This is a genomic window from Candidatus Schneideria nysicola, assembly GCF_019923565.1.
In the GTDB taxonomy this organism is placed as follows: Bacteria; Pseudomonadota; Gammaproteobacteria; order Enterobacterales; family Enterobacteriaceae; genus Schneideria; species Schneideria nysicola.
In genome coordinates, this window is record NZ_CP074435.1 from 19476 (window position 1) to 43735 (window position 24260).

Here is a 24260-nt window from a genome sequence, read left to right on the forward strand (position 1 = left end):
TTGTATTATAATGAGTATATTTGTCAATCATTTAAATTTTAATTTATAAGTAAAAATCGTTACCAAGAAATTTGATGTATATGTTTTTCTGTAAGTAAAACAAATTCATTATATTGAATAACAATAATTTTATCTGAAAAATACTGATTTAATCCACGTGCAATAATATCATCTTCTAACGCATAAATAGAGATAGGATATTTTAAAAATTTTAATAGAAATTTAGAATTAATTAATCCAATAATAACACTATTTCCTAATAAAATTAAATCATCATTTTTATTTGTTGTAGATAAAAGTGAATCTATATCACAATAAGAAGGAGAGGAATATAATATATATAACATTTAATTAGTAACTATTAAAAACAAAATATTTTATCATATTTATCTATTTTTTTTCTCCATACATTTGCTGAAATTTTTTTAGCATTTAGTATCCATTTAATATTATGATGATTTAAACCATATTTTATTAATGAATTTTTACATAAATAGATATTTTTAATTCCATAAATCGGTAAGAGATTAAAAGCTTTAATAAAATTATACAATAGAATGTTTTGAGGATTTTGATTCGGAACTAATAATAATATTCCATCAGATATAAAAAATATTCCAATTTTATCATAAATAGAAGATACAGCTAAGAGTACATCCATTCCCTCTCTACTAGAAGCATTTCCATAAGACCCTTGATTAAAAACAAAAGCTATACTATTCATACAAATTATAAATTAAAATTGAATAAAACGATCACATATTAAAACATCTTTTATTAAAGTATTTAAACTACTAAATATAAAATTTCCATAACAATCTTTTTTCTTTTTATCTATTATTCCTCTACGAATAGCCGCAGAAATACAAACATTTAATTTAATATGATATTTTTTTGATAATGCTTTCCAATTATTGAATAAATCAATATGATTATGATCTAGAGACGTAATTTGGTATGCATTATATACACCCTCTTGATAAAAAAATATTGATTTTATTAAATGTTGTCTTTTTAATAAAGCTTTAGAAAATTGTAAAGCATGAATAGAACGTTGACTTCCATATACTCCACCCGTTACCATTATACAATAAGTTAAAATTTTCATTTATTTTTATAATACATACTTAATAACATTAGGAAAATTTATTTGAAAATTAATTTTCATTCCAAAAATAATTTGAAATATAAGTGTATTATAGTTTTATTTATAATTTTTAAGATATTTATTAGTAAATCTATACTAGCACAATCTACAACAATTTCTTCAGAAATATATATCTTTTCAGATAAAATTTCATGGTTACATTCTAAAATATTTTTTTTCGGAAATGTTCATATTTTTAATAAAGAACATCAATTAAAATCTAATAAAATACAATTAAAATATATAAATAAAACAAGAGTTTTAACAGCTATAGGTGAAATCGATTATTCTAATAATTTTATTAATATTAAAGGTTCACACATTTTATATAATTTAGATAGTCAAAAAATTGAGATTTATAAAGCAGAATATAGATTTCTTAAATATTCCGGAAAAGGAACTGCTTCTATTATAGAACAAAGTTCTAAAAAAAATATTATGTTAAAAAATAATAATTTTACCTCATGTTCATCAGAAAAAAAATGTTGGAATATAGTTGGATCAAAATGTCTTTATAATTTTAACAAAAATAATATTAATTTTTATAATGCTTTAATTCATATAGGAAAAATACCTTTATATTATAGTCCATATATAACTATCCCAGTAGAAAAAAATTTTTCTACAAATTGTATTTTCCCAATGTTTAATTATACTAATATAAAAAAATTAGAATATAGTCTACCATGTTATTTAACATTTTCATTTTTTGATAATATAATAATCACTCCGATTATAAATTATTATGGACTTTTTAAAATTCAAAGTAATTTTCATTATTTAAATAAATTTTTAGGAGAAGGAAATATAAAATATATATGGAAAAATAAAAAATATACTCCTATTTTTTATAAAAATAATGAAATAAAAAATTCATGGTTAAAATATAAAAATATATTAGGTAAATGGATTTTTTATATGGATTATAATGAGAAAGAGAATAATCTTTCTTATAAAGAACATTATGCTTATTATAACTTTTTTAATAATAATAAAAAATTTTTAAGTTTTAAATATGGTAGTCAGATTATTCAATTTCCAATTTTAAATAATTATTTCTCTAATATATTTCAAATAAAAAATGAACCAACATTAAATTTTTTATTAAATTTAAAGAAAGGAAATATTCAAACAGAATATAAATTAACAAATAATACTATTTTTTTTAAAAAATTAAAAAAAGATAAAATATCTTATCAAATAATTAATCAATTTTTACCTAAATTTGAAATAAATAGTAAAATAAAATTTAATGTTGGTAAATATACTTTTTACTCTAATACAATGAATTATTTATTCGAACCCCAAATAGAATATACATATACTCCTTATTTAAAAAATAAAAATATTAGTAATAAATTTATATATCATAATATATTAAAAAATATTTTTATTAATAATAAAAATTATAGAATAAATCAATTCAATGGTAGACTAAATTTTTATATTTATAATGATTTATTGATTGAAAAATTTTTTTGTTCAATAGGTAGAGAATACTATATTTCTAATCCTTATAATAATAGTTTTTTATTAAATTGGAATAATGACATTTCTTGGTTTATTAATAATAACATTCATATTAGAAATAATATTATTTATAATGCTGATTATAATTATTTAGCTAATAAGACTCAATTAGAATATCAAATTAATAAAAATTACATATTAAGAATAAATTTTAATTCATATAATAAAAAGAATAATTCTCAAAATTTATTAGAGAACATACCATCTTTTACTCATACTCAAAAAGATATTATTAATAGTTTGTCACTTTATCAAAAATTAAATCCAAATTTAAATAAAATGAAATTATTTAATTATTTAGCTAATTTAACATATAAAAGTTGTTGTTTAGAAATTAATCTTAATTATGAAAAAAATATTCCAAGATATAGAAGACATACAAATAAACTTAATAATAAAATAATCTGGTTTTCTATAAAAATTCCAGAATTATATAAAATTAATAAATTAAAATCTAATAATATCTTTACATCATTTATACCATTGTCATAATGATAAAATATACAATATTATTAGTATCAATATTTATAATTTGTAATGGTTATACACAACCTAGAATTATAGATGGGATTATTGCAAGAATAAATAACAACATTATATTAAAAAGTGATATAGATCATTATTTAATAAATGATATTAATCCTATATTTTATTATAAAAATAAACATTTTTATAAAAATATTATAAGTAAAGATTTATTAAATCAGATCATTTTAGATCAATTAATTTCACAATATATAAAAGAAAAAGGATTAAAAATAAGTGAAAAAAAAATTAATGATGTAATTAATAATATAATTAATCATTTTTCGAACAGAGAAACTTTTTTTAATTATTTAATATCAAAAAATATTGATTTCGAAGTTTATCGAGATAATTTACGTAAATATTTAATTTTATCTGATTTATGTAATAAAAACATATATTCACGTCTAACCATTTTATCTAACGAAGTAGATAATATTGCTAAACAAATATATTTTTATAATACATATTTAAATATAGAATTTAATATTAACTATATTTTTATTCCTCTTAATAAAGAAATATTAGAAAAAGAAATAAATACTCTATTTTTATTAGTAGATTTTTTAAGAAAAAATAATAATGATTTTAATTCCATTTGTTCTAAAAATATTTATATTACTTCCTTTAAAATAATCAATACAGGTTGGTCTAAATTAAATAAATTACCTAGTATATTTTATGAATATTTGCAAGATAGACAAGAAGGAGATATTATTGGTCCAATTTTATCACAATCAGGATTTTATATTCTTAAAATTAATGGAATAAGAAATGAAAAATTAAACAAAAAAACTGAGGTACGATTTAAACAGATTATATTAAATTCTTCTAATAGTAAAACAGAAAAAGAAATAGAAAACTATCTAAAAAATATCGTTAATCAAATTAAAAATGGAAAAATAAATTTTTCTATAGAAATTATTAATTTATTTAAAGATTTAGGTTATTTTAAATTTAATGAAGATATAAATTGGTACTCTTCTAAAAATATTGATCCTAATATATATTCTGTATTAATAAATTTAAAAAAAGGAGAAGTAAGTATACCTATATTCTATAATAATGTATGGAATATACTAAAACTTATTGATATTCGTCAAGTCGATGATATAGATACGTCTTATATACATAATGCTTATCGTTTAATATTAGACTATAAAATATCTCAAAGAATTAGAATATGGACAAATAAACAATATGTATCTACCTATATTAAACTCTTCTAATAAATCCAATAATAAACGTATAGTTATTACATCTGGAGAACCAGCAGGAATTGGATTAGATTTAATCATTAAATTAATTCAAAAAGAATGGCCAGTAGAGTTAATTGTTTGTGCCGATCCTATTGCATTAGAAACAAGAGCAAAACAATTAAATTTACCAATTAAATTAAATTTTTATAAACCTAATAGACCAATTATATTACATCCAGCAAAAGAAATAGTAGTTTTACCTATTAAAACTAAAGAACAAGTTATTTCTGGTAAATTAAATGTAAAAAATAGTCAATATGTAATAGAGACTTTAATTCGTGCATGTCATGGTTGTATTAATAATGAATTTAATGCATTAATTACCGGTCCGGTACATAAAGGTATTATTAATAAAAGTGGAATAAAATTTCCTGGTCATACTGAATTTTTAGCAAAAAAAGCAAATATAAATCATGTAGTTATGATGTTAGCTAATAAAGATTTACGTATAGCTTTAGTAACTACACATATACCCTTATCTAAAATTACAAAATATATTACATATGAATATTTATATGAAACTATAGTAATTTTAGAAAATGAGTTAAAAATAAAATTTAATTTTTTAAATCCTAAAATATATATTTGTGGTTTAAATCCTCATGCTGGAGATTGTGGTTATATTGGAAAAGAAGAAATTAATATTATTATTCCAGTAATTAATACATTACGATCTAAAGGATATCATTTATTTGGTCCTTTATCAGCTGATACCATATTTTTAAAAAAATATACAAAAGATGCTGATGTTATATTAGCAATGTATCATGATCAGGGATTACCTATTATTAAATATAAAGGATTTAAACAAACAATTAATATTACTCTAGGACTTCCTTTTATTCGTACTTCTGTAGCTCATGGAACTGCTTTAGATTTAGCTGGAACAGGACTAGCAGAAGTTGATAGTTTAGAAATGGCACTTAAATTTACTATAAATATTATAAATAATAATGGACCATTCGATTTTTTATAAAAATCACAAAATAAAAAAATATTTTGGACAGCATTTTTTAATTGATAATACTACTATTAATAGTATTGTTTCGATTATTAATCCTCAATTTGATCAAAAAATAGTAGAGATTGGTCCAGGTTTTGGAGCATTAACCAAATATATTTCCAAATATGTCTCCTCTATGACTGTTATTGAAATAGATGAAGAAATTACGGATTATTTATTAAATAATCCGTTTTTTAATAAAAAGTTAAATATTATCAAAGGAAATGCAATAAAAATAAATTATTCTAATTTATCTAAAAAATTAGGTCAAAAAATTCGTTTAATTGGTAATTTACCTTATAATATATCTACTTCTTTTTTATTACATCTATTTCAAKATATTTCCTATATTGAGGATATGCATTTTGTTTTACAAAAAGAATTAGTAAAACGTTTAATAGCTTCTCCAAATAGTAAAGATTATGGAAGAATAAGTATAATAACACAATATTTTTGTTCTACTCAATCAATGATTGAAATATCACCTGAATTATTTAAACCAATACCTAAAGTATCCTCCATGTTAATTTATCTTAAACCTCATATAAATCAACCTTATATGGTAAAAAATTTATCTAATTTATCTATGATTACTAGATTAACATTTAGTCAACGTAGAAAAAAGATTCGTAATAGTTTATCTAAACTATTTAATATACAACAATTAGAAAATATGGGAATAAATACTAATTTACGTGCAGAAAATTTAAATATTAAATTATATTGTCAATTAGCTAATTTACTAGAATTATAGATTGTATATTTAAATATTAAAGATTAAAATAATTTTCAATTACTTCATTTTATTATTTAACAATATGTCTACTTATTTTATTGGAGATGTTCATGGATGTTATAAACAATTAGAAAATCTATTAGATAAAGTTAAATTTAATCCATTAATGGATACTATTTGGTTAACTGGTGATTTAGTTCATAAAGGACCTAATTCAATAGAAGTATTAAGTTTCATACATAGTTTAGGAAAAAGTACTAAAATCGTATTAGGTAATCATGATATACAATTTATTAAGAATAATTATTGTTCTAATATAGATAAAATTAGATATTTAGTTCATTGGTTACGTCATCAATCTTTAATTCAAATTGATGAAGAACGTAAAATATTTATGGTTCATGCTGGTGTTATACCTCAATGGAATATTAATAATGTAATCCAATATGCTCATGATATTGAATTACAACTTCGTGGTAATAATTTTAAAAATTTTATTAAATCCATCTATAATAAAAAAAATAACACAACACTCAATGAGTTAAATTTCAATATTCAAGTATTTACTAAAATACGCTATTGTTTTTCAGATGGTAAACTCGATATAAATCGTGAATATCATCAAAAAATAGAAAGAAAAAATTCCTATAGTTTTTTATCCTCTCCTTGGTTTAATTTCTATGGACCAATAAGAAAAAAATATAATATTATTTTTGGTCATTGGTCTGCTTTAATGGGTCGAGGATTACCATCTGGTATATATGGGTTAGATACTGGATGTTGTTGGGGTGGATATTTAACTATGTTAAGATGGGAAGATAAAAAAATATTTCGTGTATCTGGTATTAAGAATAAATAATTAATAAAATTATTCCCATTCAATAGTAGATGGTGGCTTACTAGTAATATCATAAACAATACGAGAAATAGATCGTACCTCATTAATAATACGATTAGAAACATAACTTAAAAAATCATAAGGAAGTTTAACAACTTTGGCTGTCATAAAATCAGTAGTATCTACTGCACGTAATGCTACTACCCAATTATATTTTCTTTCATCACCCATAATTCCAACTGATCGAACTGGTAAAAATATAGAAAAAGCTTGTCCTATTTTAGAATATAAATTAGCATTTTTCAATTCTTCAATAAAAATTCTATCAACATGACGTAATATATCACAATATTCTTTTTTAATTTCACCAATAATTCTAATACCAATACCAGGTCCTGGAAATGGATGTTGATAAACAACATCATATGGTAACCCTAAATCTAACCCAATTTTTCTCACTTCATCTTTAAATAAATTTTTTAAAGGTTCAATTAATTGCATTTTCATATTTTTAGGTAAGCCTCCAACATTATGATGAGACTTAATAATATTTTTCTTTCTTAAAGAAAAATTAGATTCAATCCCTGATTCAATTAAATCAGAATAAATAGTTCCTTGAGCTAACCATTTTACATAAGGATACTTTAGTGCTTGTTCCTCAAATATCTTAATAAATGTTCTTCCAATTACTTTTCTTTTTTCTTCTGGGTCAGAAATTCCAGTTAAATTTTGAAGAAAAATATCTTCAGCCAATATATGTTTAATATTTAATTTATATTTTTCTGAGAATATTTTTACAATTTTTTTAGTATCATTAGTATATAATAAACCATTATCGATAAAAATACAAATAAGTCTTTTATCAATAATTTTATTTAATAAGATTGCTGTTACTAAAGAATCAATTCCACCTGATAATCCTAAAATTACTTGTTCTTTTTTCTCTATTTTATTAGAAATAAATTGCATTAAATTTTCTATTATTTTAGGAGGGGTCCATGATATTTGACATTGACAAATTTCTAAAACAAATTGAGATAAAATATTTTTACCTTTTATCGTATGAGTGACTTCAGGATGAAACTGTACACCATATATCTTTTTTTCTGTATGTTCTATAACAGCCAAAGGACACATTTGAGTTTTAGCAATTAAAGAAAAACCTTTTGGAATAGAAGTTACTGTATCATCATGACTCATCCAAACATCAAAAATCGGATTGCCTTTATTATTAAATATATCCTGAATATTATTAGGAAATAGTAAACTTTTTCTTATTATTTCTAATTTTGCTTCTCCAAATTCTCTATACTTCGATTTTTCGACTTTACCACCAAGTTGTAAAGCTAAAATTTGCATACCATAACAAATACCTAATATAGGTAATTTAGAGCTAAAAATACTTTCTGAAATATATGGACTATTTATTTGAGTCGAACTTTCTACACTACCTGATAAAATAAAACCATTAGGACTAAATTCATTAATTTTTTCTTGTATATTGGGAATATCCCAATAAAAAATTTCACAATACACTCCAATTTCTCTTATACGACGTGCTATTAATTGAGTATATTGTGAACCAAAATCTATTATAATAATCATATTCTTTTTTTAATTATATATATTTAGAGAAAATAAATATAATCTATATATATTAATATATCAATTTAAATTATAAATATAGTATAAAATATAGTATATAGTAATTTATAATATAAATAATAAATTATATTAATATTAAAATTTATTAATGAGTGAACTTCTATGATTAAAAAAGTTGGAGTCTTAACAAGTGGGGGCGATTCTCCAGGAATGAATGCTGCTATTAGAGGGGTTGTTCGAACTGGACTTTCAAAAGGATTAGAAGTTTATGGTATTTATGATGGATATCTTGGTCTATTTTATTCTAAAATAAAAAAACTTGATAGATATAGTGTATCAGATGTAATTAATCGTGGTGGTACCTTTCTTGGATCCGCACGATTTCCGGAATTTAATAAAGAATATATTCGATCTATTGCTATTCGTAATATGCAAGACTATCAACTTGATGCCTTAATTGTTATTGGAGGAGAAGGAACTTATATAGGAGCTTATTATATAACTAAAATGGGTTTTCCTTGTATTAGTTTACCAGGTACAATAGATAATGATGTTACAGGTACTGATTATACTATTGGTTATTTTACTGCATTAGAAACTATAATTGAAGCAATAGATCGATTACGTGATACATCTACCTCTCATCAACGTATATCTATTGTTGAAGTTATGGGACGTAATAGAGGTGATTTAACTATGGCAGCGGCAATTGCAGGCGGTTGTGAATTTATTGTTATTCCTGAAGTTGAATTTAAACCAGATGATTTAGTACTTGAAATTAAAGCAGGAATTATTAAAGGAAAAAAACATGCAATAATAGCAATTACTGAACATATTTGTAATGTTACAGAATTAGCACAATATATTGAAAAAAAAACTGGAAGAGAAACAAGAGCGACAGTATTAGGTCATATTCAAAGAGGTGGAGCACCTGTTGCTTATGATCGTATATTAGCGTCAAGAATGGGAGCATATTCTATTGATTTATTAATGCGTGGATATAAGAATCATTGTATAGGGATACAAAATGAAAAATTAGTTCATCATGATATTAAACTTATCCTAGATACAAATAGAAAAAAACCATTTCAATCTGAAATGTTTGAAATGGCAAAAAGACTTTTTTAAATTTTTAATTTAAACCTGAATGACAAAAACCACCTTCTCCACGTTTACTAATTTCTTTAAAATCTTCAATTATATTCAAACTTACTTGTTCTATTTTTATTAATACTAATTGAGCTATTCTATCTCCAGGATTAATTTTAAAAGGTTGAGTACTACGATTCCAAAGAGAAATAAAAATTTGACCTTGATAATCTGAATCAATTAAACCAACAGAATTACCTAATATAATTCCATGTTTATGTCCTAAACCAGATCTAGGTAATAATATTCCAGCTAATTTAGTATCTTGTATATATATAGCTAATCCTGTAGTAATTAATACATCTTTTTTAGGAAGAAGAAGTATAGAAGAATCTATACAAGCACATAAATCTAATCCAGCTGAACCTACTGTTATATAAGTCGGTATAGGAATTGTTTTTCCTATTCTTTTATCTAAAATTTTAATATTAATTTTTTTCATCAGTATTAATTAAATTATATCTACTTCTATATAAATAATTATATACTAAATACTATTTATAGTCAATTTTCATTCATATGAAAACTTATAGATGATATAATACTATCAAAAATTTTTTTATAAAGAGGAAAATCTATGTCTCAGATTTGTAAAATTACTAGAAAACGTACGATAACTGGCAATCATCGATCTCATGCTATGAATGCAAATAAACGTTATTTTTTCCCTAATTTACATTATCATCGTTTTTGGATTCCTAGTGAAAAACGTTTTATTAAGCTTCGTGTTTCTTCTAAAGCTATTAAAATAATAGATAAAAAAGGGATCGAAGAATTTTTATATAAAAAAGTAAAAATATAATTAACAAGAATGTTTACATATTCTATATTTTTTGATTATTATTAAAATAAAATGAATGATATTTTTTTTATTTAGAGGATGCTATGACTGAATTATCTTCTAAGCGTCACTTTACACGTATTGAACGTCTCCCTCCTTATGTATTTAATATTACTGCTGAATTAAAAATGATAGCACGTCGTCAAGGTCAAGATATTATTGATCTGAGTATGGGGAATCCAGATCAACCTACTCCTATTCATATAGTAGAAAAACTTTGTAGTGTTCTTCATCGTAAAGATATACATGGATATTCTATTTCTCGAGGTATTCTTGGATTAAGAAAAGCCATTTCTCATTGGTATGATTCTCGATATAATGTATCTATGAATCCTGAAAAAGAAGTAATAGTGACTATTGGATCTAAAGAAGGATTATCTCATTTAATGTTAGCTACTTTAGATTATGGTGATACCGTATTAGTTCCTAATCCAAGTTATCCTATTCATATTTATGGTGCCGTTAATGCAGGAGCTCAAGTTTTATCAATACCACTTATAGATGAAGTAGATTTTTTACAAGAAATAAAAAAAATTATTCAAAATAGTATTCCTAAACCTAAAATGATTATATTTGGATTTCCATCTAATCCAACAGCAAAATGTGTTGAATTAGATTTTTTTGAAGAAATAATTACACTTGCAAGAAAATATAATATTTTAGTAGTACATGATTTAGCTTATGCCGATATTGTTTATGATGGATGGAAAGCACCATCTATTATGCAAATTCCTCATGCTAAAGAAGTTGCTGTTGAATTTTTTACTTTATCTAAAAGCTATAATATGGCTGGTTGGCGTATAGGGTTTATGGTTGGTAATAATGAATTAGTTAATGCACTTGCTCGTATTAAAAGTTATCACGATTATGGAACATTTATACCACTGCAAATTGCAGCAATTACCGCATTAAAAGCAGAGCAAAATTGTGTAAAAGAAATAGTTGATCAATATCAGAAACGTCGTGATATATTAGTTAATGGTTTATATGAAGCTAATTGGATAGTAGACACGCCAAAAGCCTCAATGTATATATGGGCAAAAATTCCAAATAATTATTCTCATCTAGGATCATTAGAATTTGCTAAAAAGCTTTTAAATAAAGCTAAAGTGTGTGTTTCTCCAGGTATTGGATTTGGACATTATGGTGATACACATGTACGTTTTGCTTTAGTAGAGAATCAATATCGTATTCGGCAAGCAATTAGAGGAATTAAATTAATGTTTCGATCTGATGGAATTATACCTATAAAAAAAATAAAAGAAAAATCATATTTATAAAGAATAAATAATATTGAATGATTAAGAAATAGAGTTTCTTATGGAGAAGAATTTATGCGTCATTACGAAATTGTTTTTATAATTCATCCTGATCAAAGTGATCAAATATCAAATATAATTGAAAATTATCGTTCTATAATTACTAAAAATAATGAAGGAGTAATTCATCGTATAGAAGATTGGGGTCGTCGTCAATTAGCATATCCTATTAATAAATTACATAAAGCACATTATATTCTATTAAATGTAGAAGTACCATGCAATATCTTGAAGAATCTTCAATCATCTATTCGTTTTAATACTGCTATTATACGTAGTATGATTATACGTATGAAATTTGCTATAACTCAACAATCTATTATGATGAAAGATAATAATAAGTTAACAACAATAATTGAAAATGAAATCTAATTTTTATTTTAATATTAATTAATATTTAAGGAGATTTTATACATGACGCGTTATATCCGTCGTCGTAAGTTCTGTAAATTTACTGCAGAAAAAATTTTGGAAATTGATTATAAAGATATTGCTATATTAAAAGGGTTTATTACAGAAAGTGGAAAAATTGTTCCAAGTCGAATTACTGGTACTTGTGCAAAATATCAAAGACAATTATCTCGTGCTGTTAAACGTGCACGTTATTTATCCTTATTACCTTATACTGATCAACATAAATAATTAATTTTTATTATTATTGAGGTAAATATCAATGAGAATAATCTTGCTTGAGAAAATTAAGCAAATTGGAAATTTAGGTGAAGAAGTTAGTGTGAAAGGAGGATATGCTAGAAATTTTTTAATTCCTAGAGGAAAAGCATTACCAGCAACTAAAAAAAATATTATTTATGTTAACAATAGTCGTAATCATATTCAGTCAGAACTATTAAAAAAATTAGATGATGCTAAAGAACGTGCTAAAAAAATTAATAATTTATTAGGTGACGTTATCACAATATTTTCTAAAGTAGGTAAAGAAGGAAAATTGTTTGGTTCAGTAGGGATACGTGATATTGCTCATGCTCTTAATACAGCAGGAATATCTATTTCTAAGCGTGAAATAAAATTACCAAATGGAATATTGCGTACTGCTGGTACTTATCCAGTAAAAATTCATTTACATAATGATGTTATTGTTAACTTAACTGTGATTATTACAAATAAAAAATAAAATATAAAGTAAATAAGAATAAAAAAATGACTTTATTAATACGGCATGTAGCGCAGCTTGGTAGCGCACCGGTATGGGGTACCGGAGGTCAGAGGTTCAACTCCTCTCATGCCGATCTGTAAGATAAAACCAATAACCCATTCAATTCTATTAGAGCTCACTAAAAAATATTTCCGTAAAAAATGAGGTTTTATATCAAATAATCAAACACACACTATACTTACTACGGCTGCTTTCTTCCGAATCTGACCGATTTTATAAATTTCATGTTGTAAGAGAATTTGATAAAAACCTCAAAAATTCTAAATATAATATTTTAATATCTATCATAAAATTTGACAAATATTATTTTAATTTTATCTAAAATAAAAGGAATATAAAATGGAAGAAAAATATGATGAAAATTATTCATATGAACTTGTATATACTCCTGATTTAATAAAAGTAATAGAATTACAAATGATAAAAGATTTAAAGTTAACATCTTATCAACTCATGCAAAGAGCTGGTAGAGCAGCTTTTCGTCGTMTTAATTGGCTCTATCCCTTTCTAGATCATTGGCTTATATTAACTGGGAATGGTAATAATGGTGGAGATGGTTATATTCTTGCTATGTTAGCATTATCTGTTGGAAAAAAAGTAACAGTATTATCTTGTTGTACAGAAGATCGTATCTTTACACCTTTATCATCTCCTCATGCTACACAAGCTAAAAATAACTGGATAAATATGAATCAAAATATTTTGACTTATGATGCTCCTTGGCCACAAGTAGATATTATTATTGATGCATTATTGGGAATAGGTTTAAGAGATGCTCCAAATGTTCTATATTCCTCTTTAATTAAAAAGGCAAATAGTTATTCTATAAAAAATTCTGTACCCATTTTTTCTTTGGATATTCCTTCTGGTTTAATGGCGAAAACAGGAACCATTCCTGGTGATGTTATTCAAGCAACTCATACCCAAACTTTTATTGCAATTAAAACTGGTTTATTAATTGGAAAAGCAAGAAGTGTAGTTGGACAACTACACTTTGATGACTTAGGTTCTAATAAATTATTAGTTAAGAAAAAATCAGGAATAAGACGTCTAACAACAAAAAGCTTATTAAAATGGATACCATCTAGAGATCCTTGTTGTCATAAAGGAAATAATGGTCGTTTATTAATCATAGGAGGAGATTATGGTTTAGCTGGATCAGTCTTAATAGCAGGTGAGGCGGCATTACGTTCTGGTGCAGGATTAGTACAAATATTAACAAGAGAATCTCATATATCTGGATTTCTTTCCAGAAGACCTGAATTAATAGTAAGAAAATTAACTAATTCTTCTCTTGAAAATGCATTATCTTGGTCAGATATTATTCTAATAGGTCCAGGATTAGGAATAGATAAATGGGGTAAGAATGCTCTATCTATATTAGAAAATTATGATAAACCTATGTTATGGGATGCTGATGCTTTAAATTTACTTTCATTATATCCTAATAAAAATAATAATAGAATTATTACTCCACATTTAGGAGAAGCAGCAAGATTATTAAATCTAAATGTTTCTCAAATAGAAACGAATTATATTCTTTCTATTAACAATTTATATAAATATTATGGAGGTGTTGTAGTATTAAAAAGTGCTGGAACATTGATTCTAGAGAAGAATCATTTATCTATCGTAGATGTAGGAAATGCTAGTATGGCTTCTGGTGGAATGGGTGACTTATTATCAGGAATTATATGTGGATTGTTATCACAAAATTTCTCATTATATGACTCTGCATGTATTGGATGTATTATTCATGGTTCTGCAGCAGATAATTTAGCAAAAGAAAAAGGAATACGAGGTATATTAGCAACAGATTTATTAAATAATATATATAAATTTATTAATATTAATGATATTAATAAATTAAAATTAAAAATATGAATATAAAAAATATAAATATAGATATACTAAATAAAAAACAAGCTATTGATTTAGGAAAAGCTATAGCTTGTTTTTGTTATGCTCCCTGTATTATTTATCTTAGTGGAAAAATTGGCATTGGAAAAACTACATTCTGTAATGGTTTTTTACAAGCTATAGGATATACTGGTAATGTAAAAAGTCCTACTTATAATATATTTGAAAAATATATATTTTCTCATATTTTAATATATCATATTGATCTTTATCGCATACAATATGCGGAAGAATTAGAATTTATTGGAATAAGAGATTTTTTTTGTCAAAAATCTATTTACTTGATAGAATGGCCCAAATTTGAAAAAATATTACCACAAGCAGATATATCTCTATTATTTGAATATAAAGATAATAGTTTAATTCGAACAGTCAATTTGTTAGGAATGACTTTAAAAGGCCAAAAAATCTTATCTTCTTTTAATAAGAAGATAAGATATTAATATCTTATCCATCCGTTCTAATTGTAGACTAGTAAATATCTAACTATCTTATGTCATTTATTCAGATACTTCCACCAAAAGTTGTTAAATGTATTGCTGCAGGTGAATCAATACAATATCCTACTTCTATTGTAAAAGAACTTTTAGAAAATAGTCTAGATGCTAATGCTACATCTATTTATATTGATATTGAGTGTGGAGGAAATAAATCGATTTGTATTCGTGATAATGGACATGGTATTAACAAATCAGAGATGAAAATTGCACTAGCACGTCATGCCACTAGTAAAATTCGTCAATTTGATGATTTAAAAATAATTAAGAGTATGGGATTTAGAGGTGAAGCTTTATCAAGTATTAGTGCCATATCAAGATTATCTTTAACATCACGTCCACCGAATCAAAATGAAGCATGGAAGATATATTGTGAAGGAGGAAATACTACTGATATTTTTCCTACTGCTCATCCTATTGGAACTTCAATAGAAGTATTAGATATATTTTATAATATACCCGTAAAACGCAAAATTCTTCGCACAGATAAAACAGAATTTACACACATTACTACACTCGTCCGTTGTATTGCTTTAGCTTGGTTTAATGTAACATTTATTTTACGACATCACAAAGAAGTTATACATCATTATAAATTAGCTAAAACAGAAAAAGAATATTTACTTCGATTAAATTCTTTATGTGGTTCAACATTTACTAAAAACAGTATATCCATCTATAAAAAGGAAGAGGATATTATTATTAAAGGATGGATAATCAATCCTACTGTCACCATTACTTCTAATATACAATATATTTATATTAATAAAAGAATGGTAAAAGATTTATTAATTAATCATGCTGTTTGTCAAGCATTTTATCATTTTTCATTGAAAAAACCATCTTATATATTATATCTAGATATAGATCCAAATTTAATAGATATTAATATACATCCTAATAAAAAAAGTATAAAATTTTATCAAGAAAGAGTTATACATCATTTGATCTATCAAGCGATATTCTATTCTTTAAAAAATTCTGCAATTTATTTTCCTATAAAGTCAATTCGTACTGAGAAAGAAACATCAGACTTCATTCAATGGCAATTAGAACAAAAACAAAAATTAATTTTACCACATTCTAATTCTTTACAATATCAAACACAAGATCAAAAAAATAAAAAAAATTTACCAGAAAATTTTCTTAAAATGAATAACAAAAGATTAGGTAGAATTTTAACTATTTTAAAACCTTGTTATGCATTAATAGAATCTTTTGAAAAAATATACTTATTTTCTTTATCTAAAGCAGAATCTTATCTTATTACAATGTTTTTGAATTCAACATATGAAAATAATCCATATAATTCTATTCATCGTTTGATTATTCCAATAAGAATCCCTTTACGAATAGAAGAAATAAAAATATTAAAAAATCATGAAAATTTATTGAAAAATATGGGATTTTTAATCACAATAGATGAAAATGGAGCTCAATTAAAAGGATTACCATCTTCACTTAGACAAATAAATAATTTACAAAATTTTATAATAGATTTTTTAAAATATATTTATTCACAATCATATGATATTCTTCTATATAAGAATAAACTTCTACAGAAAAATGCTGTAAATTGGATTATAAATTGGATAGAATCTCATACTACTCATTGGAATTATTTTAAAGCGATTGATTTATTTTATAAAATTGAACTTTTTTTTCCAAATTGGATTCATACACCTCCTCCAAATATTATAGTAACATTAAATATAGAATCTGCTATTGATTCGCTACGAAATAATAATGATATATAAAAATATAAATAATACTACAATCCCATTAGCTATATTTTTAATGGGAACTACTGCTTCTAATAAAACTAAACTTGCAATAGAATTATTTCATAAAATCAAAGAGATAGAAATTATTAGTGTTGATTCTGTTAAAATATATAAAGGGATGGATATTGGTACTGCTAAATTAAGTCATCAAGAAAGAAAAGTAATTAATCCATTATTAATAGATATTCTTGATCCTAGTGAATCTTATTCAGTAGCAAATTTTTATCATGATGCACTTTTTGAGATGAAAAGGATCACAGAATTAGGTAGAATTCCTTTATTAGTGGGTGGTACATTACTTTACTTTAAAGTTCTGTTAGAAGGGTTACATTCTGCACTCCCTAAAAAAAATATTGAAATACGTGAATATCTTAAAAATAAAGCAAAATTAAGAGGATGGAAAAAACTCTATCAATATTTAGAAGAAATTGATCCAATTATAGCAAAACACATTCATCCAAATGATATTCAAAGACTCTCTAGAGCTTTAGAAGTGTTCTTAATATCAGGTAAAACAGTAACAGAATTAATAAATACTCACCCTAAATTCGTACTGCCATATAAAGTATATCAATTTATTATGGTCCCATCAGATCGTTTACATTTACAAAAGCGTATAGAAAATCGATTTTATAAAATGTTATTTAATGGATTTGAAAATGAAGTATATACACTATTTACTCGTGGTGATTTAAATCAAAATATGTCATCTATTCGTTCTATTGGATATCGACAAATGTGGGAATATTTATCTAATGAAATAAATTATGACTTCATGGTGAATTCTGTAATTAGTGCAACAAAAAAATTTGCTAAAAGACAAATAACCTGGTTAAAAAGTTGGAAAGAAGCATATTGGCTGAGTAATAATGATATTGAAAAAAATATTAATGAAATTTTATCTTTTCTAAAAAAAGAAAAGAATTGGCTTGTTATTTTCTTTTTAAAATTGATGCCATTTAAAATTTATGCAGCAATATTTTTATACTAAATTTTACTTTTTTAATGATTGAAATAATAAAGGCTAAAATAACATGTCAAAAAGAGAATCTTTACAAAATCCATTCCTAAATACACTACGTCGAGAACGTATTCCCGTTTCCATTTATTTAGTAAATGGAATTAAATTACAGGGACAAATCGAATCTTTTGATCAGTTTGTCATTTTATTAAAAAATACGGGAAGTCAAATAGTTTACAAACATGCTATTTCCACTATTGTTCCATTACATGCCATTATTCATAATAATAATATAAATAGTACTAATCCTGATAATAAGGAAAATACCACCTCTAATAAAAAATAATATTCTTCTATATATCTTGTTTAATAATCACCATCCATCTTATTTATTAATTAATGGAGTCAAAACATGGAGTGGAATCATACCAATAATCAGGGTAATGACCGTGACCCATGGGGTAATCAAAGTCATAAAGAAACAATAAAAAGTCGTAAAGAAAAATCTATCAATATAGAATCTATTCAGAGAATAAGAGAAAAATTACGTTACTTTTTTAGTAAAAAAAATAAAAACGCTACAAATAAATCATTACAACAGAATCGACATCTTAGTTATATTATAACTGCAGTCATCGTTGCTTGGATAGGAAGTGGTTTTTATACTATTAAAGAAGCTGAAAAAGGGGTTGTACTTCGCTTCGGAAAATTTAATCGTTTAGTTCAACCAGGTTTAAATTGGAAACCTACGTTTATTGATACGGTAACAGCAGTTAATATAGAATCTGTCAGAGAAATTGCAGCTTGTGGTATTATGCTAACTTCTGATGAAAATGTAGTCAAAGTAGAAATGAATGTACAGTATCGTATAACCAATCCGAGATTTTATTTATTTAGTGTAATTAATGCAGATAATAGTTTACATCAAGCTACAGATAGTGCATTAAGAGGGATAATAGGTAAATATACTATGGATAAAATTTTAACGGAAGGTCGCACTATTGTGCGTAGCGATACACAACGTGTACTAGAAGAGATTATACAGCCCTATAATATAGGGATAGATTTATTAGATGTAAATTTTCAATTAGCACGTCCTCCTGAAGAGGTAAAGGCAGCTTTTGATGATGCTATTGCAGCTCGAGAAAATGAGCAACAATATATAAGAGAAGCTGAAGCTTATGCTAATGAAGTTAGACCTCGTGCTAACGGTAAAGCACAACGTATTTTAGAAGAAGGAAGAGCTTATAAAGTAAGAACGATATTAGAAGCAAAAGGAGAAATAGAGCGTCTATCTAAACTTTTACCGGAATATAATCTTGCTCCTTCTATTACTAAAGAACGTCTTTACATTCAAACGATGGAAAAAATATTAAATTGTACAAAAAAAGTTATTGTTGATGATACTAATAATCTTCTTATAATGTCTCTTGATAAATTACTACAAAATAAAAATGATGATAGTAATATAAATAATAATCAGATATTTCTTCATGATAGTAGTCCTCCTAAAAATTATAAGAAGGAAAGTAATTCAAAAAATAATACTATTAGAAATATAGCAAGAGATCGGTTTATCGAAAGGAGTAATTAATGCGTAATACTATTATTCTAATTTTTACTATGCTGTTTTTAGGATTATATAGCATGTTCTTTGTAGTAAAAGAAGGTCAAAAAGGAATAGTATTACGATTTGGAAAAGTAATACGTGATGATGAAAAAAATCCTATTATCTATAATCCTGGATTACATATTAAGTATCCAATGATTGATACGGTCAAGAATCTTGACGCACGTATACAAACTATGGAAAATCAAGCTGATCGTTTTGTAACATTAGAAAAAAAAGACTTAATTATCGATTCCTATATTAAATGGAGAATTAGTGATTTTAGTCGTTATTATTTAGCAACAGGAGGAGGAGATATATCACAAGCAGAAATTTTATTAAAAAGAAAATTTTCTGATCGTTTACGTTCTGAATTAGGAAAACTTGATGTAAAAAGTATTGTAACAGATTTTAGAAATAAATTGATGGCAGATATACGTGAATCACTCAATTATGGAACCTCTGAAAATTATACAAGAGAACATTTTAATACCGAAAATAACCTCAATAGTATGGCAGTATTAGGAATACAAGTGATAGATGTACGTATTAAACAAATTAATTTACCTACTGAAGTATCTGATGCAATATATCAGCGAATGCGTGCAGAACGTGAAGCAGTAGCTCGTTATCATAGATCACAAGGTCAAGAAGAAGCAGAAAAATTAAGAGCATTGGCTGATTATGAAGTCACTCGTATTTTAGCAGAAGCTGAACATCAATCTTTAATTATTAAAGGAGATGCAGATGCAGAAACAGCTAAATTATATGCGAAGGCCTTTTCTGATTATCCGGAATTTTATTCTTTTATTCGAAGATTAAGAGCTTATGAAAATAGTTTTAATAAAAGAGAAGATATTATGATATTGAAGTTAAATAATAATTTCTTACCTTTTATGAATATAAAACAAGATTATTAATCTTATGCGCTATCTAGTTATTGTAGAATCTCCAACAAAATCAAAAACTATTTCTAAATATTTAGGAAAAAATTATATTGTAAAATCTACTATGGGACATGTTCGCGATATTCCTAATAAATTTATCAAAAATAAATCGAATTTTAGTAATATTGGAAGTAATATTGGAATTGAACCTTATAATAAATGGTTTGCACATTATTTGATTTTACCTGATAAACAAACAATTGTAAATAATATAAAAAAACTCTCTAATACCGTTAATCATATTTATCTTGCTACAGATATGGATAGAGAAGGTGAAGCTATTGCTTGGCATTTAAAATTTATACTTGGTGAGCAAAATAGATATAGTAGGATACTATTTAATGAAATTACTGAAAAATCTATAAAAGAAGCTTTTAATAATCCGATTGATATTAATATTAATAAGGTCCATGCTCAACAAACCAGACGTTTTATGGATCGTATAGTTGGATATATGATTTCTCCTTTATTATGGAAAAAAATTTCTCCTGGATTATCTGCTGGAAGAGTACAGTCGGTTGCAGTAAGATTGATAGTAGATAGAGAAAGAGAGATTAGATTATTTGTTCCTAAGGAAAACTGGAAACTCTATGTAAGATTAGAAACTCATGAGAATCATTCTATCTTAGCAAAAATAACTCATTATAATGGTACAAGATTTGAACCTGATAATAAAGAAAAAATTCAATCAGCTACTATAATACTTAAAAAGAGTAATTTTTATGTTAGCAATATAAAGAAACAATCTATTTTAAGTAAATCCTTAGCACCTTTCACTACCTCTACCTTACAACAAAGTGCTAGTATTTTATTGGGTTATAATGTGAATAAGACCATGTTAATAGCACAACAACTATATGAACTTGGATATATTAGTTATATACGTACTGATTCTACTCATATTAATCAAGATACCATAAAAATGGCACGTCATTATATTTTTAATTCTTTCGGTCAAAATTATCTCCCTGATAATCCTAATATATATTATAATAAAAGACAATGCATACAAGAAGCACACGAGGCTATTCGACCATCAGATATTAATATTACATTAAATCATCCTAAAATTGTAAAATTCAATCATGATATGAAAAATCTTTATCAATTAATTTGGTCTAGATTTATTGCTTCTCAAGTTGTACCTGCTCAATATGAAAGAACATTATTAACTATTTATACAAAAAATTTTCAGTTACTTGCAGAGGAAGATCAATTACGATTCGATGGATGGACTAGAATTTTACCAATACTCTCTTCAGTATCTACTTTAAAAAAAAGAGTTGATTCTTCTTCTAATCATGATTTATCTTCAATCCAATCAAATTCTATTTTAAAATTAAATAAAGTCATATCGAAAAAAACAATGAGTAAACCTCCATTACGTTATAGTGAGGCTTCCTTAGTGAAGGAACTAGAAAAAAGAGGAATTGGTAGACCTTCTACTTATAGTGCTATTCTTTCAACCATAAAAAAAAGGGGTTATGTTCGTTTAGAAAATAAAGTATTTTATACTAATAAAATTGGTGAGATTGTAAATGATAGGCTTGTTGAAAACTTTCCAGAATTAATGAACTATAATTTTACGGCAGATATGGAGAATACTCTAGATGAAATAGCTTCAAATAAAAAAATTTGGCGTAATGTACTTGATAATTTTTTTGAAAAATTTTGCCAACAGCTTCACAAAGCGGAAAAAAATCCTAATTTAGGAGGAATGTGTTTAAATCTAATTAATTCAACTAATATAAAATGCTCTTTTTGTGAGAAAAAAATGGGATTAATTACTATTAATACAGGGACATTTATTCAATGTTTAGGATATACAAGAATTCCAAAAATTTGCAAAAATAGTAAATTATTATTGATTCAAAAAAGAAAAAGAATGGTTTTAAATCCTCTGTTATGTCCAAAATGTCATATAAGAATGGACGATTATTTGATCGATCATACAAAACTATATATTTCTATATGTAGTAATTATCCCATGTGTAAAGAATACTTTTTTGAACATTCCATTATTTGATTGATAGAGATTTTTTTCTTTCTTGTAAAGAAAGAAAAATTAATATGGATATAAGACAACAACATCCTCCAAATAAATTAAATATACCTAAAGCCCATAATTTACCACATAAATATGCTATTTTAGATATTTCTATTCCTAAAATAAATACTATCATTCCTATCATACCCATAGCTGCAGATACGGTTCCTTTACTTACTTCAATAGTAAATAATGTTAATCGTGTTAAACAAGCGTTTATAATCCCTAATCCAAATGAATAAATACTTAATCCAAATATTAATATCCATACTTTATCCATTATTAATGAAAAAGCTGAACTTCCTGCAATAATTAGTCCTAATATCATTGGTTTGTATCCAATATTAACCATTTTTAATATATTAATATTTTCAATAAATTGATGTAATATTATATTACCTAAAATTAATCCTCCAAAAATAGGTAATTGTAAGATTGCATAAAAAAATATAGAAAATTTTTCTTCATTAATTAAAATAATGGGTGATAAAGCTATCCAAGCAAGTAATGGAATATTAGAAAAACCTGTTGCTAATGCCCCACTCATAAAATTAGGATCTAAAAAAAGCTTTTTATAATCTTTCCATAAAGGAGTAAAAGATAATTCTTTTTCTTTAATTTTTACTGTTTCTGGCATAAAAAGCCACAAACCTATAAAAGAGATTAAACTTAAAAAAGCAAATATTAAAAACATAGTTTGCCAAGATAGAATATGAATCAATAGAGCCCCTGCTAAAGGACCTAATAATGGAGCAATTAAAGCAACATTAGCCATCATAGCAATAATTCTTATACACATTACTTCTTCAAATGCTTCTTGAATGGTTGCATAACCAACAGAACCTATAAAACATAAACCTATACCTTGTAAAAATCGCATCATTATAAATTGTTCAATAGTTGATACTAATAATATAGCTAAACAAGTAATTGTAAAAAATAATACCCCAATAAGCATTACAGATCTTCTTCCTCTTTGATCAGATAAAGGACCAAAAAACCATTCTAAGCATCCTCCTCCTGCTAAATAAGCGGTTAGAGAAGTAGGTATCCATTCTATACCAACATTAAAATTTTTTACTACTTCTAACATAGAAGGTTGAATCATATCATTAGCAATATAAACAGTGAATTCAAATAATACTAAACTAAAGGGAAATAATATATTTCCATTTTTAAATAATGAAAAATTATACATAATTTATATATTTTATTGGGAATTAAAATTCTATAATAATTTTAATGAAATATTTTATAATATATCTTATATATTAAAAATGAATATTTTAAATATTAGATATATTTTACATTGTAGAAGAATAAAATGATTATATGATAAATATTTAGAAAAAATACCCTCTTTATTAGA

Annotated in this window: 24 protein-coding genes, 1 tRNA gene, 1 other RNA gene and 1 pseudogene; 20 read left to right on the plus strand and 7 right to left on the minus strand. The window is 24.8% G+C overall.

The window, feature by feature from the left end; translation table 11 throughout:
- Positions 1-59: 59 nt before the first annotated feature.
- From tusB to tusD, 3 genes are read right to left on the minus strand one after another with little or no spacing between them, the layout of a single operon-like run.
- Positions 60-347 carry a sulfurtransferase complex subunit TusB gene (tusB, locus tag KEC37_RS00095; protein WP_223139611.1) on the minus strand — a complete coding sequence of 96 codons (288 nt, stop codon included), beginning with the start codon at positions 345-347 and terminating at the stop codon, positions 60-62.
- A 14-nt stretch (positions 348-361) separates the two neighbouring features.
- Positions 362-724, minus strand: coding sequence for a sulfurtransferase complex subunit TusC (gene tusC / locus KEC37_RS00100; protein WP_223139612.1), 363 nt, complete (start codon positions 722-724; stop codon positions 362-364).
- A gap of 12 nt (positions 725-736) precedes the next feature.
- Complete coding sequence (gene tusD, locus KEC37_RS00105; RefSeq protein WP_223139613.1) at positions 737-1108, minus strand: sulfurtransferase complex subunit TusD; 372 nt, start codon at positions 1106-1108, stop codon at positions 737-739.
- A 42-nt stretch (positions 1109-1150) separates the two neighbouring features.
- On the opposite strand from tusD, the gene KEC37_RS00110 reads away from it, so the two are divergent.
- The 5 genes from KEC37_RS00110 (at position 1151) to KEC37_RS00130 (ending at position 7059) form a co-directional block, all read left to right on the plus strand.
- Entirely contained in the window at positions 1151-3169 is a 2019-nt protein-coding gene (locus KEC37_RS00110; protein WP_223139614.1) for an LptA/OstA family protein, read from the plus strand.
- Positions 3169-4431, plus strand: a complete 1263-nt coding sequence (locus tag KEC37_RS00115) for a peptidylprolyl isomerase (RefSeq protein ID WP_223139615.1) — start codon at positions 3169-3171, stop codon at positions 4429-4431. The genes KEC37_RS00110 and KEC37_RS00115 overlap by 1 nt, the downstream gene beginning before the upstream one ends.
- Positions 4403-5437: a 4-hydroxythreonine-4-phosphate dehydrogenase PdxA gene (gene pdxA / locus KEC37_RS00120; RefSeq protein WP_223139616.1), complete on the plus strand. Its 1035-nt coding sequence runs from the start codon at positions 4403-4405 to the stop codon at positions 5435-5437. The genes KEC37_RS00115 and pdxA overlap by 29 nt, the downstream gene beginning before the upstream one ends.
- Positions 5415-6218 carry a 16S rRNA (adenine(1518)-N(6)/adenine(1519)-N(6))-dimethyltransferase RsmA gene (gene rsmA / locus KEC37_RS00125; RefSeq protein ID WP_223139617.1) on the plus strand — a complete coding sequence of 268 codons (804 nt, stop codon included), beginning with the start codon at positions 5415-5417 and terminating at the stop codon, positions 6216-6218. Before pdxA ends, rsmA begins: the two co-directional genes overlap by 23 nt.
- 64 nt (positions 6219-6282) lie before the next feature.
- On the plus strand, positions 6283-7059 hold the full coding sequence (locus KEC37_RS00130; RefSeq protein ID WP_223139618.1) for a symmetrical bis(5'-nucleosyl)-tetraphosphatase: 777 nt from the start codon (positions 6283-6285) through the stop codon (positions 7057-7059).
- 9 nt (positions 7060-7068) lie between these two features.
- Here KEC37_RS00130 and guaA read toward each other — a convergent pair whose 3' ends face one another.
- Positions 7069-8643, minus strand: a complete 1575-nt coding sequence (guaA, locus tag KEC37_RS00135; RefSeq protein WP_223139619.1) for a glutamine-hydrolyzing GMP synthase — start codon at positions 8641-8643, stop codon at positions 7069-7071.
- A gap of 162 nt (positions 8644-8805) precedes the next feature.
- On the opposite strand from guaA, the gene pfkA reads away from it, so the two are divergent.
- Complete coding sequence (gene pfkA / locus KEC37_RS00140) at positions 8806-9771, plus strand: 6-phosphofructokinase (protein WP_223138657.1); 966 nt, start codon at positions 8806-8808, stop codon at positions 9769-9771.
- A 4-nt stretch (positions 9772-9775) separates the two neighbouring features.
- Here the strand turns inward: pfkA and dut are convergent, their stop codons facing one another.
- Positions 9776-10237 (minus strand): dUTP diphosphatase, encoded by a 462-nt coding sequence (gene dut / locus KEC37_RS00145; RefSeq protein ID WP_223138875.1) that lies wholly within the window; start codon positions 10235-10237, stop codon positions 9776-9778.
- Between the two features lie 132 nt (positions 10238-10369).
- On the opposite strand from dut, the gene rpmB reads away from it, so the two are divergent.
- The 6 genes from rpmB to KEC37_RS00175 all read left to right on the plus strand — a co-directional run bounded on the left by rpmB (position 10370) and on the right by KEC37_RS00175 (position 13199).
- Positions 10370-10594, plus strand: coding sequence for a 50S ribosomal protein L28 (gene rpmB / locus KEC37_RS00150; protein WP_223138658.1), 225 nt, complete (start codon positions 10370-10372; stop codon positions 10592-10594).
- A gap of 83 nt (positions 10595-10677) precedes the next feature.
- Positions 10678-11913 carry an alanine transaminase gene (alaC, locus tag KEC37_RS00155; RefSeq protein ID WP_223139620.1) on the plus strand — a complete coding sequence of 412 codons (1236 nt, stop codon included), beginning with the start codon at positions 10678-10680 and terminating at the stop codon, positions 11911-11913.
- 54 nt (positions 11914-11967) lie between these two features.
- A complete protein-coding gene (gene rpsF, locus KEC37_RS00160) occupies positions 11968-12324 on the plus strand; it encodes a 30S ribosomal protein S6 (RefSeq protein WP_223139139.1) in 357 nt (118 codons plus the stop codon).
- A 42-nt stretch (positions 12325-12366) separates the two neighbouring features.
- Positions 12367-12594 carry a 30S ribosomal protein S18 gene (rpsR, locus tag KEC37_RS00165; RefSeq protein WP_223139140.1) on the plus strand — a complete coding sequence of 76 codons (228 nt, stop codon included), beginning with the start codon at positions 12367-12369 and terminating at the stop codon, positions 12592-12594.
- Between the two features lie 31 nt (positions 12595-12625).
- The gene (gene rplI, locus KEC37_RS00170) at positions 12626-13084 is read left to right on the plus strand and encodes a 50S ribosomal protein L9 (RefSeq protein WP_223139621.1); all 459 of its coding nucleotides are present in this window, start codon (positions 12626-12628) and stop codon (positions 13082-13084) included.
- A 41-nt stretch (positions 13085-13125) separates the two neighbouring features.
- Positions 13126-13199 (plus strand) — tRNA-Pro (locus tag KEC37_RS00175).
- Between the two features lie 76 nt (positions 13200-13275).
- Here the strand turns inward: KEC37_RS00175 and ffs are convergent.
- An RNA gene (ffs, locus tag KEC37_RS00180) (signal recognition particle sRNA small type) lies at positions 13276-13370 on the minus strand.
- A gap of 95 nt (positions 13371-13465) precedes the next feature.
- On the opposite strand from ffs, the gene KEC37_RS00185 reads away from it, so the two are divergent.
- From KEC37_RS00185 to topA, 8 genes and pseudogenes are all read left to right on the plus strand, one after another.
- Entirely contained in the window at positions 13466-15010 is a 1545-nt protein-coding gene (locus tag KEC37_RS00185; protein WP_223139622.1) for an NAD(P)H-hydrate dehydratase, read from the plus strand.
- Positions 15007-15489, plus strand: a complete 483-nt coding sequence (tsaE, locus tag KEC37_RS00190; protein WP_223139623.1) for a tRNA (adenosine(37)-N6)-threonylcarbamoyltransferase complex ATPase subunit type 1 TsaE — start codon at positions 15007-15009, stop codon at positions 15487-15489. The genes KEC37_RS00185 and tsaE overlap by 4 nt, the downstream gene beginning before the upstream one ends.
- Positions 15490-15539: 50 nt before the next feature.
- Positions 15540-17300 (plus strand): DNA mismatch repair endonuclease MutL, encoded by a 1761-nt coding sequence (mutL, locus tag KEC37_RS00195; RefSeq protein ID WP_223139624.1) that lies wholly within the window; start codon positions 15540-15542, stop codon positions 17298-17300.
- Positions 17290-18228, plus strand: a pseudogene (gene miaA, locus KEC37_RS00200) (tRNA (adenosine(37)-N6)-dimethylallyltransferase MiaA); the annotation flags it as partial. The gene mutL and the pseudogene miaA, both read left to right, overlap by 11 nt.
- A gap of 133 nt (positions 18229-18361) precedes the next feature.
- The gene (gene hfq / locus KEC37_RS00205) at positions 18362-18634 is read left to right on the plus strand and encodes an RNA chaperone Hfq (protein WP_223139145.1); all 273 of its coding nucleotides are present in this window, start codon (positions 18362-18364) and stop codon (positions 18632-18634) included.
- Between the two features lie 66 nt (positions 18635-18700).
- On the plus strand, positions 18701-19882 hold the full coding sequence (hflK, locus tag KEC37_RS00210; RefSeq protein ID WP_223139626.1) for an FtsH protease activity modulator HflK: 1182 nt from the start codon (positions 18701-18703) through the stop codon (positions 19880-19882).
- Positions 19882-20817: a protease modulator HflC gene (hflC, locus tag KEC37_RS00215; protein WP_223139627.1), complete on the plus strand. Its 936-nt coding sequence runs from the start codon at positions 19882-19884 to the stop codon at positions 20815-20817. Before hflK ends, hflC begins: the two co-directional genes overlap by 1 nt.
- Before the next feature lie 4 nt (positions 20818-20821).
- Positions 20822-22870 carry a type I DNA topoisomerase gene (gene topA, locus KEC37_RS00220; protein WP_223139628.1) on the plus strand — a complete coding sequence of 683 codons (2049 nt, stop codon included), beginning with the start codon at positions 20822-20824 and terminating at the stop codon, positions 22868-22870.
- Here topA and KEC37_RS00225 read toward each other — a convergent pair.
- Positions 22863-24089 carry an MFS transporter gene (locus tag KEC37_RS00225; RefSeq protein WP_223139629.1) on the minus strand — a complete coding sequence of 409 codons (1227 nt, stop codon included), beginning with the start codon at positions 24087-24089 and terminating at the stop codon, positions 22863-22865. The two genes, topA and KEC37_RS00225, sit on opposite strands and share 8 nt — an antisense overlap.
- Positions 24090-24260 lie beyond the last annotated feature (171 nt).